This window comes from Coleofasciculus sp. H7-1, from assembly GCF_057473865.1.
In genome coordinates this window covers 279319-293438 of record NZ_JBYCCT010000034.1, presented here as the reverse complement: position 1 = coordinate 293438, position 14120 = coordinate 279319, and the positions used below count along the sequence as shown (strand labels likewise).

Below are 14120 nucleotides of genomic sequence, written 5' to 3'. Positions count from 1 at the left end.
CGTGCAATACAAATCCTCGTAGAGACACGGCAGCAAGAGTGTCCCGGAGGTGTCATCAAACAAGTGAGAATGGGTTATATTCTGGCAGGCTTCCCCAACTGCCACCGACACCTCCGCCTCAAACTCCAGATTTTGCCCGAAAAAGTGTTGGGGATTGGAGAATCACTCAAGTGTCAGTGGTCAGTAGCGAAAGAAAGAAACAACCAACAACTGACAAGTAGGTTAGCACGGTCGGGCTAACCTACCCACTGACCATTACGGCAATTTCTTGAAATATCCTTACAAATTACCAGGATTACTGCATTGGAACTGGCAGAATTGTAGCAATCGGCGGAATACATCCCTAATCAATCAACTGGGATTTTCACTTTTATGTCGTCAAACAGTCCTGACATTCCTCCTCCGTTAAAGAGCGATCGCTCTCCTAAACCTCCTAGATTTGTTACGCCCATTGCCCCCGGGCCAGTCGTTGTCGCCGGACTTACCTTTCTGGCTCTAATTATGGGTTTAATGCTGCTAAAAACCGTGTGGCGCACCATTCGCCCCGGTTACGTCGGCATTTTGTTTGATAAAGCATCCCACCGAGTCGTCACCAATGCTTTAGAGCCTGGTTGGGCTTTTATTAACCCGCTTTCCCAGGATATCCAAGAGTATCCCATCACTATTCAAACCTATTCAATGGTGCAAAAAGGTACTGAGGGGCAGATGGAAGGGGATGACTCGATTAAAGTGCAAAGCAACGAAGGGCAACAGCTGAATTTAGATGTGGTAATTCAGTATCAAGTAAAACGGAACGAAGCCAACTTACTGTACCAAGACTGGGGAGGTGCCCCAATCGAAATAGTGGAAGATCGGGTAGTGCGACAGTACACGCGATCGCAGGTGCCCGTTATTGTCTCTCAGCATGGCTGGGAACAAATCACCGCTAGTAAGCGCGGCGAGATTGCCCAACAAGTTTCTGAACAACTGAGTCGGGAATTTAGCAAACGCCATCTAGAACTCGTCTCCTTCGGGGTTCGAGAAGTTCATCTGCCTGCTTCTTTGCAACAAGCTCTCGACACCAAAATTCAGGCGCAACAAGCCGCAGAACAGCAGAACTATGCCTACGAACAAGCTAAAATCAAAGCCCAGCAGGTAAAAGTAGAAGCCCAGGGAGAAGCAGAAGCGATCAAAGTAAGGGCGAAGGCACAGGCGGAAGCCAACCAACTTTTATCGCGTAGCATCACTGCCGATTTAATTCGTTACGAACAAATGCAAAAGTGGGACGGCAAGCTGCCTGTCTTCAGCGGCAACGGGATTATTCCCATGCTCAACGGTGCTGATTTATTCAAAGGGCAAAGCCAGCAAGGGAAATAATTAGTGGCAAATCGAAAGCGATCGCTTCTGGTGAGCGATCGCTGGCTGAGGAGTGAGTAAAATTTACACTCAGCCCTTAAGTACGCGCAACTGTGAAGTCAGCTTTGTCATTAAAGTATGCCCTCGTCCATGAATGGTTGACCCCCCAAGCTACTGGCGGGTCAGAACTCGTTGTCCGAGAAATCCTCAAGCACATTGATGCCGACCTCTATGCCCTAATTGACTTTGAATCCACCAATCCCGAAAGTTATCTATTCAATCGCCCCATTGGCACCACATTCCTGCAACACTTCCCGAAAGCCCGCAATGGCGTCCAAAAATATCTCCCCCTATTGCCGCTAGCGATTGAACAGCTGGACTTACGCGACTATGACGTAATTCTCTCCTCTGCCCACGCCGTCGCCAAAGGAGTCCTCACCAGTCCGCAACAACTGCATATCTGCTACTGCCATACGCCCATGCGCTACGCCTGGGATTTAACTTTTGATTACCTAGACAGTAGCCGACTAGGACGGGGTCTCCCAGGCATCCTGACGCGGTATCTCCTCCATCAACTGCGTCAGTGGGATGTCCTCTCCGCAAACCGTGTTGATTATTTTATCGCCAACTCCCAACACACCGCACGTCGTATCTGGCGCTGCTATCGGCGTCAAGCAGAAGTCATTTATCCACCCGTCAATATCGAGCGGTTTTCCTTTCAGCCCCAAAAAGAAGATTTTTACCTCACCGTTTCCCGGCTGGTGAGTTACAAGCAAGTATCTTTAATTGTCCGATCTTTTAACCAACTGGGACGCCCGCTTGTGGTGATTGGCACGGGTCCGGAACTTGACGAAATGCGCCAACTAGCGAAACCCAATGTAAAAGTGCTAGGGTCACAACCAGATGATGTTGTTGAGCAGTATATGGCTCAAGCAAAAGCATTTGTATATGCAGCCTGTGAAGACTTTGGCATGGCGTTGGTAGAAGCCCAAGCTTGTGGCACTCCTGCGATCGCCTATGGTGCTGGTGGGGCGCTAGAAACCGTTCTGGATATTCGGGAACACCCGACACAGGGGACTGGCTTATTTTTTCCAGCCCAAACAGAAGCGGCTTTGATAGAAGCGGTAAAAACCTTTGAGGCGTCGCAAGGATTGTTTAATCCAGAGATTGCTAGAGTACGCGCTTCTCAGTTCGCCCCTCAAATTTTCCAGAAGCGCTATCTAGCCTTTCTAGAGCGCTGTTATCAAGAATTTCAGTCATCCTCAGTTATTCGTTCCTAATCATCAGTCATGGTATGTTAGCCGGTTGCTAAAAACCCATGACCAATGACCAATGGTCAATGACTAATGACCGAATTCTACTTTCTGGGACTCCATTCGCTGTCTTCAGGCGTCTTGTGGCTTTATGATCGGGACTGTGTGGTGTGAAGTGAAGGAGTAAGATGACTGCCGAAAGCCAACTTATCTCCGGCAAGATGTTGTGGGCGTTCGTGAAGCGAGGTTTTCAACCACTCGCGCCGACAGGTAGGCCCAGAGGTTTGAGCAAACAGCGAGACCTCCCCCTACAGCGTCTAGACCGAGATTTCGCTAAGCGATGTTTTGATGTTCTGTTTTCGCTATCGGTTTTGATTTTGTTTTCTCCCGTTTACCTGCTGTTGGCCTTGCTGATTGCTCTTAGCACACGAGGTCCGATTTTTTATGTCCAGGAACGGGTAGGGAAAAATCATCAGCCTTTTGGCTGTCTCAAATTCAGAACGATGGTGCCAAATGCAGACGAAGTGTTGCTGCAAATGATGGCAACCTCACCCCATCTGCGTCAGGAATTCGAGGATAATTTCAAACTCAAAGACGACCCTCGAATTACATGGATTGGTAAATTCCTACGGGTGACTAGCCTGGATGAGTTTCCCCAATTCTGGAACGTTCTTAAAGGGGACATGAGCGTTGTCGGACCAAGACCTCTGGTTGCCGAGGAGTTGTCAAAATACGGGCATCACATTGACAAAGTGCTGACGATTCGACCTGGAATCACCGGATTGTGGCAAGTTTCTGGGCGCAATGACATCCCTTATCCGCGCCGAGTGCAGATAGATGTCTATTACGTCAATGCCAGGAATTTCTGGCTGGATTTGTGGCTGGTTGTAAAAACAATTGGCGTTGTCGTTTCTCCCAAAGACAATGGTGCCTACTGAAACATAGCCGATGTTCGGCAATCCATCCCTCAAATAAAGTTCTTTGAACGACTCCTACAGCTTTCCTCCAGGCGTGGAGAGAGCTGTAGTACTTTGCCAGTCATTGTTTGATGAGTTGTAGAAGAGTGGGAGTTACGCTTGCCTCGACAGCGGGTAAACTCTTCATGTCTAATTTCACGGTCTAGATAAGTGGGTTGCCGTGATGGCGATTAATCAATGTGTGTGGCTCGGAACTTATGCAGCAGATGTTGTACGTACTCTTGCAAGAAGCTTTTCTCCTCCTGTTTGATTAACATTCAGTCCACCGTTGAAATACGTAAGTCTTATTGCCGATGCTTAGCAGAATCTACGTATATTCCTGATGTTGCGCCAGAGATTTTGAGTTAACGTAAGGAGTGACTTAAGAATTTCCTCTGCTTACAGAGGGATTTTTCATAAATTTGGGTGCGAGTGACTTTTGCTGCGACATTAGCGAGAGAAAACTCACAGGAGAATTACCAGTTACTGTTAAGACGATTGTTTCGTCACAGGCTATAGGGAATATTAAGTATGACGCAACGCAAACGAGCGCTAATTACGGGCATTACGGGACAAGACGGTTCTTACTTGAGCGAATTTTTGCTTGAGCAAGGCTATGAGGTTCACGGGATCATTCGCCGGACTTCTACGTTTAATACAGACCGAATCGATCATATGTATGAAGACCCTCACAAAGAGGGTGTGCGGTTGTTTTTGCACTACGGCGACTTAACCGATGGCACGACGCTACGCCGGATTTTAGAGCAAGTCCAGCCGGTAGAAATCTATAATTTAGGTGCCCAATCCCACGTCCGCGTTAGTTTTGACTCGCCGGAATATACGGTTGATGCAGTCGGGATGGGGACGCTGCGCCTTTTGGAAGCGATTCGGGACTACCAGCAGCGTACCGGCATTGAGGTACGGTTTTATCAGGCGGGTTCTTCTGAGATGTTTGGTAAGGTACAAGAAGTGCCTCAGAAGGAAACCACACCGTTTTACCCCCGCAGTCCTTATGCCTGTGCGAAGCTTTACGCTCACTGGCAAACGGTGAATTATCGGGAATCATACGGACTATTTGCGTGTAACGGAATACTGTTTAACCACGAAAGTCCACGGAGAGGAGAGACGTTTGTAACGCGCAAGATTACCAGAGCGATCGCCCGCATTATTGCTGGTAAACAGAAAAAAATCTACCTGGGTAATCTCGATTCCAAGCGGGATTGGGGCTATGCAAAAGACTATGTAAGAGCAATGTGGCTGATGCTACAGCAACAGGAGGCGGATGATTACGTTGTAGCCACGGGAGAAACTTACTCAATTCGTCAGTTTCTGGATATTGCCTTTGAACACGTCAACCTAGATTGGCAAGAATACGTGGAGTTTGACGAACGCTATCTGCGCCCAGCTGAAGTAGATTTACTGATTGGCGATCCCACTAAGGCAAACCAAAAGCTGGGTTGGAAACCATCGGTTACTTTTGAAGAATTAGTTCGCTTGATGGTGGAAGCGGATATGCAAGCTTTGGGCTTGACTTGTCCGAATGGCAACGGTTTGCACTCGCCTCTGGATCTTGCCACGATTCGCCAGAATGTAGGTAGTATGCACGATTAAATCGTTTTGAATTGTAGGGGCAAGGGCGATCCCCGTGCCCTACTGAGTGATGAGTGATGAGTTTTGAATTAACTCATCACTCATCAATTTTTGGAGATATCCTGAATCCAGTGGAGGATGGCAAGAGATATGGCAACTTTAGATTTGAGCGATAAACGGATTCTCGTCACTGGCGGAGCTGGTTTTTTGGGACGTCAGGTGATAGATCGGTTGTGTAAAGCCGGAGCCGATCAAAACAAGATTACAATACCGCGATCGCGCGAGTCCGATCTCCGCTCCTTAGAACACTGTCAACGCGCCGTTGAGCAGCAGGATGTCGTGATTCACCTCGCCGCTCACGTCGGTGGCATCGGTCTGAATCTGATAAAACCCGCTGAATTATTCTACGACAACCTGATGATGGGCGCTCAACTGATTCATGCTGCCTATCACGCAGGGGTTCAAAAATTTGTTTGTGTGGGCACTATCTGCGCTTATCCCAAGTTCACGCCAGTGCCATTCAAAGAAGATGACCTCTGGAATGGCTATCCGGAAGAAACCAACGCCCCCTATGGCGTTGCTAAGAAAGCTTTACTGGTGCAACTCCAATCTTACCGGCAGCAGTACGGCTTTAACGGCATTTACCTGTTGCCAGTGAACTTGTACGGACCAGAAGATAACTTCGATCCCAATAGTTCCCACGTGATCCCAGCTTTAATTCGCAAAGTACACGAAGCTCAAGCTAGAGGCGACAAGCATCTACCTGTATGGGGCGATGGGAGTCCTACCCGCGAGTTTCTCTACTCAACGGATGCTGCTTTGGGTATCGTCATGGGTACGCAGGACTACGATGGCGCAGAACCCGTCAATTTGGGAACGGGTTATGAAATTTCTATCAAGGTTTTGGTAGAACTGATTTGCGAACTGATGGATTATCAGGGCGAAATTATCTGGGAAACTGATAAGCCGAACGGTCAACCGCGCCGCTGCTTAGATACAGAACGGGCTTGCCGAGAGTTTGGCTTCACTGCCCAAGTTGACTTCAAGCAAGGACTGAAGAATACGATCGATTGGTATCGGCAACACGCTGAGTAAATGTGAAAAACTCGCAAGTGTGAAAAACCCGTTTTGTTTAGCAAAACGGGTTTCTGTGTTTTCAGGAGCGAAAATCGCGTTAGCGATCGCAAAACAAGTCCCCAGGATATCGAGACCAGGGGATAGACGCTAGCATCACCTCGTAATAAACCTATATTTATAAGGCTTGTGAACAAAGTCGATAATCAACTGAATAAACTGAAATTGAGGCGATCGCTTCTCAAAGCACGGCAATTGATGCCTGTGGAAGAATGGAGAGAAAAGAGCGATCGCATCTGTACCTACCTCGAATCTTCGCCCCTATTTACCCAATCGAAAACTGTCTTAGCTTATTTCAGTTTTCGACAAGAACCTGACCTCAGCCCCCTAATTACCGATCGTCGCCAATGGGGATTTCCTCGCTGTGTTGGCGATACTCTCATCTGGCATCTCTGGAAACCCGGAGAATCCCTACAAAAGGGTGCTTATGGTATTCTTGAACCGCACCCAGATGCCCCCATTTTACAGCCAACTGAGGTAGATTTAATTCTTGTGCCATCTGTAGCTTGTGATGTGCGGGGATATCGTTTAGGTTATGGTGGAGGTTATTACGATCGCTTGCTCAGTTCAGGTGAATGGGCGACCAAATTAACTATCGGCATTATCTTTGACTTTGCTTGCTACCAAGAGTTGCCGATTGATAATTGGGATAAATCTTTGCAGGCTGTTTGTACAGAAACGGGATTGAGGATGATGCGATGAAATATCAAATCCTCAATTTTAAATTTTTAATTTCCGCGCAGAGGACAATGTCCTCTGCGCTCCAACCACCTACTTTTAGCAAGCATTTGGTTAGACCAATACAATTACTATAATATGACCTAATAATATTAAAGTCAAGTATTTTTTCAAAATAAACATTATAAATGGTTGGCAAAAACAGTGATAGTTGTTTATTTTCTTATTTATTAATTCAAATTACAAAAAATTAGCTACTGTCGCCAAATGATGAATTCCAAAACTCAAAACTCAAACGCGATTTATCGCCTTTTTAAAACTGAAAACTCAAAAGTTAAAACTCTTTGGATGTATGGGTTACTGGGAGCGATCGCGCTAGTGATGCTCTTTCCCCTAATTTGGCTGATCAGTACCTCCTTAAAATCTCCAAATGAAAATATCTTTCAGTTCCCACCCCAGCTAGTGCCACGAGAGCCGACATTCCAGAACTTCATCACAGTTTGGCAAACCAATCCCTTTGGTCAGTATTTGTTCAACAGTACCTTGGTGGCAGTGCTGACTGTGGGCTTAAATCTGCTGTTCTGCTCGCTTGCCGCTTACCCGTTGGCACGGCTAGATTTTCGGGGACGAGACATGGTTTTTGCAGCTGTCGTCTCCACGATTATGATTCCGTTCCAAATCGTGATGATTCCCCTGTACATCTTGACCGTGCAGCTGGGTTTGAGAAATACCTATTTGGGAGTTATCTTGCCAAGCGTCGCCTCTGCCTTTGGGATTTTCCTGCTGCGGCAAGCATTTCAGGGTGTTCCCAAAGAACTGGAAGAAGCCGCCCGAATGGATGGTTGCTCTGAGCTAGGCTTGTGGTGGCACGTCATGCTTCCGGCAATTCGCCCAGCACTGGTTTGCTTGGCTCTTTTTGTTTTTATCGGTTCTTGGAGTGACTTCCTCTGGCCCTTGATTGTCCTCGACCGACCCGAATATTACACCTTGCCTTTAGGCGTCGCCACCCTTGCCGGAGCATTATCCCTGGATTGGCGACTGGTTGCAGCGGGTTCTGTCATTTCCATTACCCCAGTGCTGCTTGTTTTCCTGTTTTTGCAGCGATATATTGTGCCGACAGATACAGGTAGCGGCGTCAAAGGTTAGTGGCGTTTCAGGAACAGGGCGATCGCGCAAAGATTTCTAAAAACACGCTATCCAGCCAGAAACAGATCGGTGCCACTGTTGGCTTTATTTTCAGTTCTAAGATTCCTGAATTCGACCCGAAAGCGATCGCGCACGAGAGATTTCAGGACTTATGCAACATCACCACATTTGCCACCGCAACCACAGGGGGATTGAACCGACAAGAACGCTATATGTATAAGCTTTGCGTAAGTCCTGATTCTGATGAGAATAACAACTTTAGGACTTACGCACTGAAACCTTCAAACCTTGATCCCCGATAAATTGGGGGGAACCTCTAAAGCCCCCAATTTATCGAGGGTTGGGGGATCTTTTCTGCGTAAGTCCTGAACTTAAGACATAGGAGCATAGAAATTAGATTTCTTCCGGATACAGCTACCTTGCTGATGTAAAACAAAGATTAGTAGATGCACCCTGATGTTTACCCCTGGAGACAAGCCAGGGGTTTTTCTTTTTGAGGGGTTTTTTGACCTATTGATGTTTTCCGGAGTTGGGATGCAATTCCTTGAGGCTAGCTAGAACAGATTTCGGATAACGTTTGGGGGGAGTTTGATTGAGCGTGCGTCAATGGTTTTTGTCTAACTGGCGTCGTGTTTTCCTGCTCCTAGTGTTGGGAAGTGCCGCGATCGCTCCCGCGACGATCTACTATGTGAGTGCAGTCACCAGAAGCGATCGCTACACCGATGCCTCCCAAGTTCCGGCTGAGCGCGTCGCCATTGTCTTTGGTGCAGGAGTGTTGCCCGACGGTAGCCCAACGCCGATGCTAGCCGATCGGGTGGAAGCTGCTATCCAACTTTATCAGATGGGTCGCGTCAAAAAACTCTTGATGACGGGGGATAATAGTCGCACCGACTACGATGAGGTGAGCGTGATGCAGCGTTACGCAAGCGATCGCGGTGTACCTGCTAAGGATATTACTCTGGATTACGCTGGTTTCAGCACTTATGAAAGTTGTTATCGCGCACGAGAGATTTTTGGTGTGACGCAGGCGGTTGTCATCACGCAGCAGTTCCACCTGTCACGCGCCGTGTATACTTGCCGTCAATTAGGTGTAAATGCGATCGGCTTGGGCACACCCGATTGGGGACGGTATGGAGATCGGGTGATGAAATCCTATACGACGCGGGAAGCACTAGCGACTGTGAAAGCCGTTTTGGAGGTTAAGATTATCCGTCCTCAACCAACTTTTCTAGGACAATTTGAGGGAATAAAGTAGGGAGAGGCAAATATTTGTGAAGATTAGTAGACTTCTTGCACGCAGTTGATTTTCTGATGAAACCGCAGATGCAAGAAGTCTATTTGTTTTAGGATTTGATTGCGGCGATGCGATCGTGCAAGCTGGAGAATAAGCTTTCCCAGTCGGGAGAACTTTGAGTATCTTCTGCCTCTTTTACCTCAAAGGTAAGATTACACACTTTGGGTTGTTCTAGCGATCGCACGCACAATTCGGCAATATCTTCTCGGCTGACTTTGCCCCGGATATTATCACCTTGCTCGAAAATTAACGCCTTGCCTCCCGGTTCTTCAGTCAAAGCACAAGGTCTAATAATTGTGTAAGGAATACCACTTTCACGGACACTCTCTTCCCCGCGCAATTTCCAAGTAAGGATTCCTCCTAGTTGATCGTTCATTCTCACCGCTGGCGGTTCTTCTTCTAAATTAATGCCGGGACGACCGGGACGAGTCACACCCGCCGAACTGACCATGATAAATTGAGGCATCGCGCCGCCATAAGCTTTGATAAATTCCACCTGCAAAGCAAAGCCGCCTGGTGAAAACTTTGGATTTAGTTCTCCGTCGTATTCAAACTTGCTCAGCATCAACTGGAACGAGCAAATTTTGCTGGGATTAATTGGTTCGCCATCTTGCAAAGTTTTGGCGCGAAACACGGGAATTAAGTCAGCGAAGGGAACGCGAACATTCATCCAGGTATTTGCTACGGTATCAAAGGAATAAGAATAAGCAACGCCATCCCATCTGGCTTCTGTGCGGATGAAGAACTTGTAGCGCTTTCCATCGCCTCTAACGCGCAATTCCACACCCTTGTATCCTGCCAAATCAATCGGAGTGTCAAAGTTGCGGGTGCGAACGGAAGCAAAGCCACCAGAGTTGTCGGTTGACACGTTGCCAGCAAACAGCGCTGTGCCTTCCACCAGTTGCATCCCACTCTGGCTTACACCACCCATAACGACATCATCCACCGCACCCCAAGTATTTTTGATGTCATCTGATGGATTAGTAAAATCAAATACCACTTTTTCGTCAGATCCCCCCTCAGTAAGAGGGGTAAAGTAGTTAGCAGCAACTTGCACTAAGTTCTTGATGCCTTGATAGTCCACGATTTCCGGACTGTCTACAACTTCGGGCATATAAAACTTGATACCCTGATAATACTTAGCCCGATCCGGTGTATCTCCCCCGACTGGCTGCACCCGAACGCCAGTGCAACAAATTACAGCAGTGACGTTCGGCATCATTTCCGCAGTCAAGGTTTCTGGGATGGTGATGTCTCCCTCAAAGAGTTCTACGTTGTCGCCAAGCATTTCTCGCGCTTTGTGAGTATTTCTGACGAGGGCACGCACTTGATATCCCCGTTCAACCAGTCGCCGCACGACTCGCTTACCGACACCACCCGTTGCCCCAGCGACCAGTATCACTCCCACGCGCTTTCCTCCAATAGGTTTGTCTTTATTATCCTTGGCACGACCTTGCAGCAACCGCTGAAGGCAGTTGAAGAAAGGAATTACCTCGAAATAGGTCAGCGTTTGCAAAAATCTGCCGAAATCCCATTTAGATCGGTTATTTTGATTCGTCATCTTCTTGTAACCACGTTTTTATCTTACTTTTCCCCTTATATTTTTTAATAGCTAACTGACTTCCAAACAACTCTCTAATGGAGCAAGATCGTTCAGCCGTCAATGCTGAAACTAATTTACTTATCCTCGATCTCGATGGCACAGTGCGATCGCCACTCTCAGATAATAAGTTTATCGAGCGTCCCGGCGATCAGCAGATTATTAAAGGCGCGGAGAGAGCGATCGCTTACTTCTCCGCGACTGGCTGGAAAATTGTCGGCGTCACCAATCAAGCGGGTGTCGCCAGTGGCAAAAAATCTCTGCAAAGTTGCATCAAAGAGCAGCAGTACACTTTGGAATTATTACCACAGATAGAAGAAATTTATTTCTGTCCAGACTTTGAAGGAAAAAAGTGTTTTTGCGTAACTCGCAGCGATGTTGTTAACCACAGCAAGCACCCTGAATCTGGAAAGTTTCGCAAACCGAATCCAGGAATGCTGAATTTGGCGATAAAAAAGCACTTGCCAGACAAGGTTTTAATGATTGGCGATCGCTCTGATGACAGGAATGCAGCAAAAGCCGCAGGTATCAAATTTCAGCAAGCAGAAAGCTGGAGACAAACCTATGGCGATACTGAGGTTTGAAGGGATGGGAATGAGAATGCGATCGCCATCAGCTAGACTGATCTTGAGCGGCTTGCTGCACTTGCTCTACCGTCAAACCTAACGCACCGGCTATTTGTTCGACACTTAATCCTAATGCAAACAACCCAGGCACCGACTCTAACTTAGCTTGCAGTTTGCCTTCCTGCCTGCCTTCTTCCAAGCCTTCCTGCTTGCCTTCCTGCCTGCCTTCTTCCAAGCCTTCCTGCTTGATGGATTGATACATTCTTGTCCGTCTCGAATTCGTCGTCTATTCCTAACATTGCTGCTAACTCCTGGCGGCTTAACTGGAAAAAGGCGTATTGCCATCAGCTAGACTGATTCTGTTGCGCTTGCTGAACTTGCTCTACTGTCAAACCCAACCCCTGTGCTACCTGTTCCACACTCAACCCCAATGCTAATAACTGGGGTACTGCCTCTAACTTGCCTTCTAGCTTGATGGATTGATACATTCTTGTCTGTCTGAATTCGTCGTCTATTCCTAACATTGCTGCTAACTCCTGGCGGCTTAACTGGGTAAATTTGTACAACAAGATAGTCTCTATTAATTCTAAAACTTTCCGTCTGGTTGCTTCATCCTCAAGTTCCTGTCGCGCTTGCAAAATTAATTCTCTGCCTCGTTCGATGGCTGTATCTTCACTTTCTACAATTAACTGTACAGTTGCCACTTCCAGAGAGTTTTCTGCTGCTTCACCTAACTCATCCAAATACACCCGCTGTACTTGTGTACTGTTTAGAAGCAATCGATACGGCTCTACGTCGCTTGGCTCCAAACTTCGGGTAGGATAGATGACGACACCCCGCCAAAAGTTAACCGATTCGTTTTGACGCAGGTAAATAAAGATTTCTGAAAATAAGCGTCGGTAGAACGTTGAATCTTGCTGAAACTGGACTTCGACGAAGTAAACTGGTTGGTTGGTAGAGTTGCGACTTGGCAGAAATACCCCATCAATCCGAAAAGCTGTTTCTTTGAGTTCAATAGAGGCGAATTCATAGACATTGGCATCCACATATTGCCAATCAGTTCAAAGAAAATTCTGGGAAATGCCTGGAATAGGCTATAAAATATTTTATCAGTTCGCACGTTTATTTAGTAGATGAAAATACTTGTAAGTTGAATTTTATCAAATAAAGTAAATCTTCTTCCAGCTTGGCATTAAAATTAGCGTCATAAATTTAACTGAGGCAGGGTTGGAGCCTTGGCAGTTTTATGGAACTTCTACGCGCAAGGGAGACAGAATTTATCTACACTTGCTGATGAAGCCTTATGAAACGGTTTCGGTGCGTGGGGTGCCGATAAAACAGGTGAAATCAGTACAAGTTTTAGCGGACGGACGCGAATTAGACTACACTACTCGTTGTGCGATCGCTGACTCGCTTTTCAATCCCGATCCGCTGGGTGAGTTAACAATTACTATGCCAAAATCAGTTATCGATGCTTACGCAACTGTAATTACAATTGATTTTGCTCCAGCAAATGCAGATTTCTAGGCTACTATTTTTTTTAGCCCAAAATAGGCTGTTTTTTTTTACGCAAAGGGTGCAAAGGTAAGCGCAATGGTACGCAAAGAAAGATGTAAGATTAAGGTTATTTGTTAGTGCCTATGCTTCAGTTTCAACCGCCTGGTTTTGGGCAAAAAGTTATAGAAACCTCGCTGGGTTCGATGGTTTACTACACCGCAGTAGAGGAACCGTGGTTAGGGCAACTACAAGCTGAATTGCCACCGTTAATCTTCCTGCATGGCTTTGGTGGCGGAGCCTCGGCATACGAGTGGTCGAAGGTGTACCCGGCTTTTGCGACCACTCACCGCATATTCGCCCCAGATTTAATTGGTTGGGGAGAGTCGGATCATCCAGTCCGAGATTATCAAATTGCAGACTATTTGAAGACGCTGACGGAGTTTATTGAAAAAATTGCTATTTCTGGAGGAGAGCAAAGCTTTACTCCTGTAAAAGTGGTGGCATCTTTGCTGACAGCGGCTTTTACAGTTCGTCTCGCTATTGAACGTCCGGAGTTATTTGGGTCGCTGTTTTTAGTATGTCCCTCTGGGTTTGCTGATTTTGGGCAAGATGCTGGGCGCAGATTACCGCTTCAAGTAATTGGAACTCCGCTGTTAGATAAGCTAATTTATACGCTGGGGGCGACAAACGAAGTGGCGGTGCGGAATTTTCTGGAACGGTTCCTATTTGCTAAGCGAGAACGATTGTCTGAAGAGATAGTAGAGGCTTATTTGGCGTCAGCGCAGCAGCCGAATGCAGAATATGCGGCGCTGGCGTTTTTGCGGAGCGACCTTTATTTTGATCTCGCCCTGTATATCCAGCAATTAACGGTGCCGACTTTTATCCTGTGGGGCGAACAGGCACAATTTACCAGTGTGAATCTGGGGAAGCGTTTGGCTGGACTGAATCCAAAAGCAATTCGCGGGTTTCAGCCAATTGTGGGAACGGGAGTGCTACCCCATTTGGAGCAACCAGAAGTGGTGATTGGACTGCTTCAACGGTATTTATTAGCAGCTAATTGCTAATTGTGTT

14 protein-coding genes and 1 pseudogene are annotated in these 14120 nt (G+C 47.0%); 12 read left to right on the top strand and 3 right to left on the bottom strand.

From position 1 onward, the window contains the following. The first annotated feature begins 372 nt into the window (after window positions 1-372). The 9 genes from AC2VDX_RS09675 (at window position 373) to AC2VDX_RS09635 (ending at window position 9347) form a co-directional block, all read left to right on the top strand. Window positions 373-1356: a prohibitin family protein gene (locus AC2VDX_RS09675; protein ID WP_378182811.1), complete on the top strand. Its 984-nt coding sequence runs from the start codon at window positions 373-375 to the stop codon at window positions 1354-1356. Window positions 1357-1448: 92 nt separating this feature from the next. Further along, complete coding sequence (locus tag AC2VDX_RS09670) at window positions 1449-2615, top strand: glycosyltransferase (RefSeq protein WP_378182808.1); 1167 nt, start codon at window positions 1449-1451, stop codon at window positions 2613-2615. 161 nt (window positions 2616-2776) lie between these two features. Further along, window positions 2777-3526: an undecaprenyl-phosphate galactose phosphotransferase family protein gene (locus tag AC2VDX_RS09665; RefSeq protein ID WP_378182805.1), complete on the top strand. Its 750-nt coding sequence runs from the start codon at window positions 2777-2779 to the stop codon at window positions 3524-3526. Window positions 3527-4075: 549 nt separating this feature from the next. Next, window positions 4076-5155 (top strand): GDP-mannose 4,6-dehydratase, encoded by a 1080-nt coding sequence (gene gmd / locus AC2VDX_RS09660; protein ID WP_378182802.1) that lies wholly within the window; start codon window positions 4076-4078, stop codon window positions 5153-5155. A 129-nt stretch (window positions 5156-5284) separates the two neighbouring features. Beyond that, window positions 5285-6229 carry a GDP-L-fucose synthase family protein gene (locus AC2VDX_RS09655; RefSeq protein WP_378182799.1) on the top strand — a complete coding sequence of 315 codons (945 nt, stop codon included), beginning with the start codon at window positions 5285-5287 and terminating at the stop codon, window positions 6227-6229. A gap of 168 nt (window positions 6230-6397) precedes the next feature. Continuing rightward, on the top strand, window positions 6398-6970 hold the full coding sequence (locus AC2VDX_RS09650; RefSeq protein WP_378182796.1) for a 5-formyltetrahydrofolate cyclo-ligase: 573 nt from the start codon (window positions 6398-6400) through the stop codon (window positions 6968-6970). A 243-nt stretch (window positions 6971-7213) separates the two neighbouring features. Beyond that, a complete protein-coding gene (locus AC2VDX_RS09645) occupies window positions 7214-8092 on the top strand; it encodes a carbohydrate ABC transporter permease (RefSeq protein WP_378182793.1) in 879 nt (292 codons plus the stop codon). Beyond that, window positions 8092-8394: a hypothetical protein gene (locus AC2VDX_RS09640; protein WP_378182790.1), complete on the top strand. Its 303-nt coding sequence runs from the start codon at window positions 8092-8094 to the stop codon at window positions 8392-8394. Before AC2VDX_RS09645 ends, AC2VDX_RS09640 begins: the two co-directional genes overlap by 1 nt. Before the next feature lie 296 nt (window positions 8395-8690). Further along, window positions 8691-9347: a SanA/YdcF family protein gene (locus tag AC2VDX_RS09635; RefSeq protein ID WP_378182787.1), complete on the top strand. Its 657-nt coding sequence runs from the start codon at window positions 8691-8693 to the stop codon at window positions 9345-9347. 88 nt (window positions 9348-9435) lie between these two features. Here AC2VDX_RS09635 and AC2VDX_RS09630 read toward each other — a convergent pair whose 3' ends face one another. Further along, on the bottom strand, window positions 9436-10947 hold the full coding sequence (locus AC2VDX_RS09630; protein WP_378182783.1) for a CIA30 family protein: 1512 nt from the start codon (window positions 10945-10947) through the stop codon (window positions 9436-9438). 77 nt (window positions 10948-11024) lie between these two features. Between AC2VDX_RS09630 and AC2VDX_RS09625 the strand changes: the two genes are divergently transcribed. Continuing rightward, a complete protein-coding gene (locus AC2VDX_RS09625) occupies window positions 11025-11570 on the top strand; it encodes an HAD-IIIA family hydrolase (protein ID WP_378182780.1) in 546 nt (181 codons plus the stop codon). A 28-nt stretch (window positions 11571-11598) separates the two neighbouring features. Here AC2VDX_RS09625 and AC2VDX_RS09620 read toward each other — a convergent pair whose 3' ends face one another. Beyond that, the gene (locus AC2VDX_RS09620) at window positions 11599-11814 is read right to left on the bottom strand and encodes a hypothetical protein (protein ID WP_378182777.1); all 216 of its coding nucleotides are present in this window, start codon (window positions 11812-11814) and stop codon (window positions 11599-11601) included. Window positions 11815-11896: 82 nt separating this feature from the next. Next, window positions 11897-12672 (bottom strand): annotated as a pseudogene (locus AC2VDX_RS09615) (Rpn family recombination-promoting nuclease/putative transposase). A 107-nt stretch (window positions 12673-12779) separates the two neighbouring features. On the opposite strand from AC2VDX_RS09615, the gene AC2VDX_RS09610 reads away from it, so the two are divergent. Together AC2VDX_RS09610 and AC2VDX_RS09605 are read left to right on the top strand one after the other, a co-directional pair. Then, window positions 12780-13079 carry a hypothetical protein gene (locus AC2VDX_RS09610; protein WP_378182774.1) on the top strand — a complete coding sequence of 100 codons (300 nt, stop codon included), beginning with the start codon at window positions 12780-12782 and terminating at the stop codon, window positions 13077-13079. A gap of 113 nt (window positions 13080-13192) precedes the next feature. Further along, the gene (locus AC2VDX_RS09605) at window positions 13193-14113 is read left to right on the top strand and encodes an alpha/beta fold hydrolase (RefSeq protein WP_378182771.1); all 921 of its coding nucleotides are present in this window, start codon (window positions 13193-13195) and stop codon (window positions 14111-14113) included. The last annotated feature ends 7 nt before the right edge of the window (window positions 14114-14120 follow it).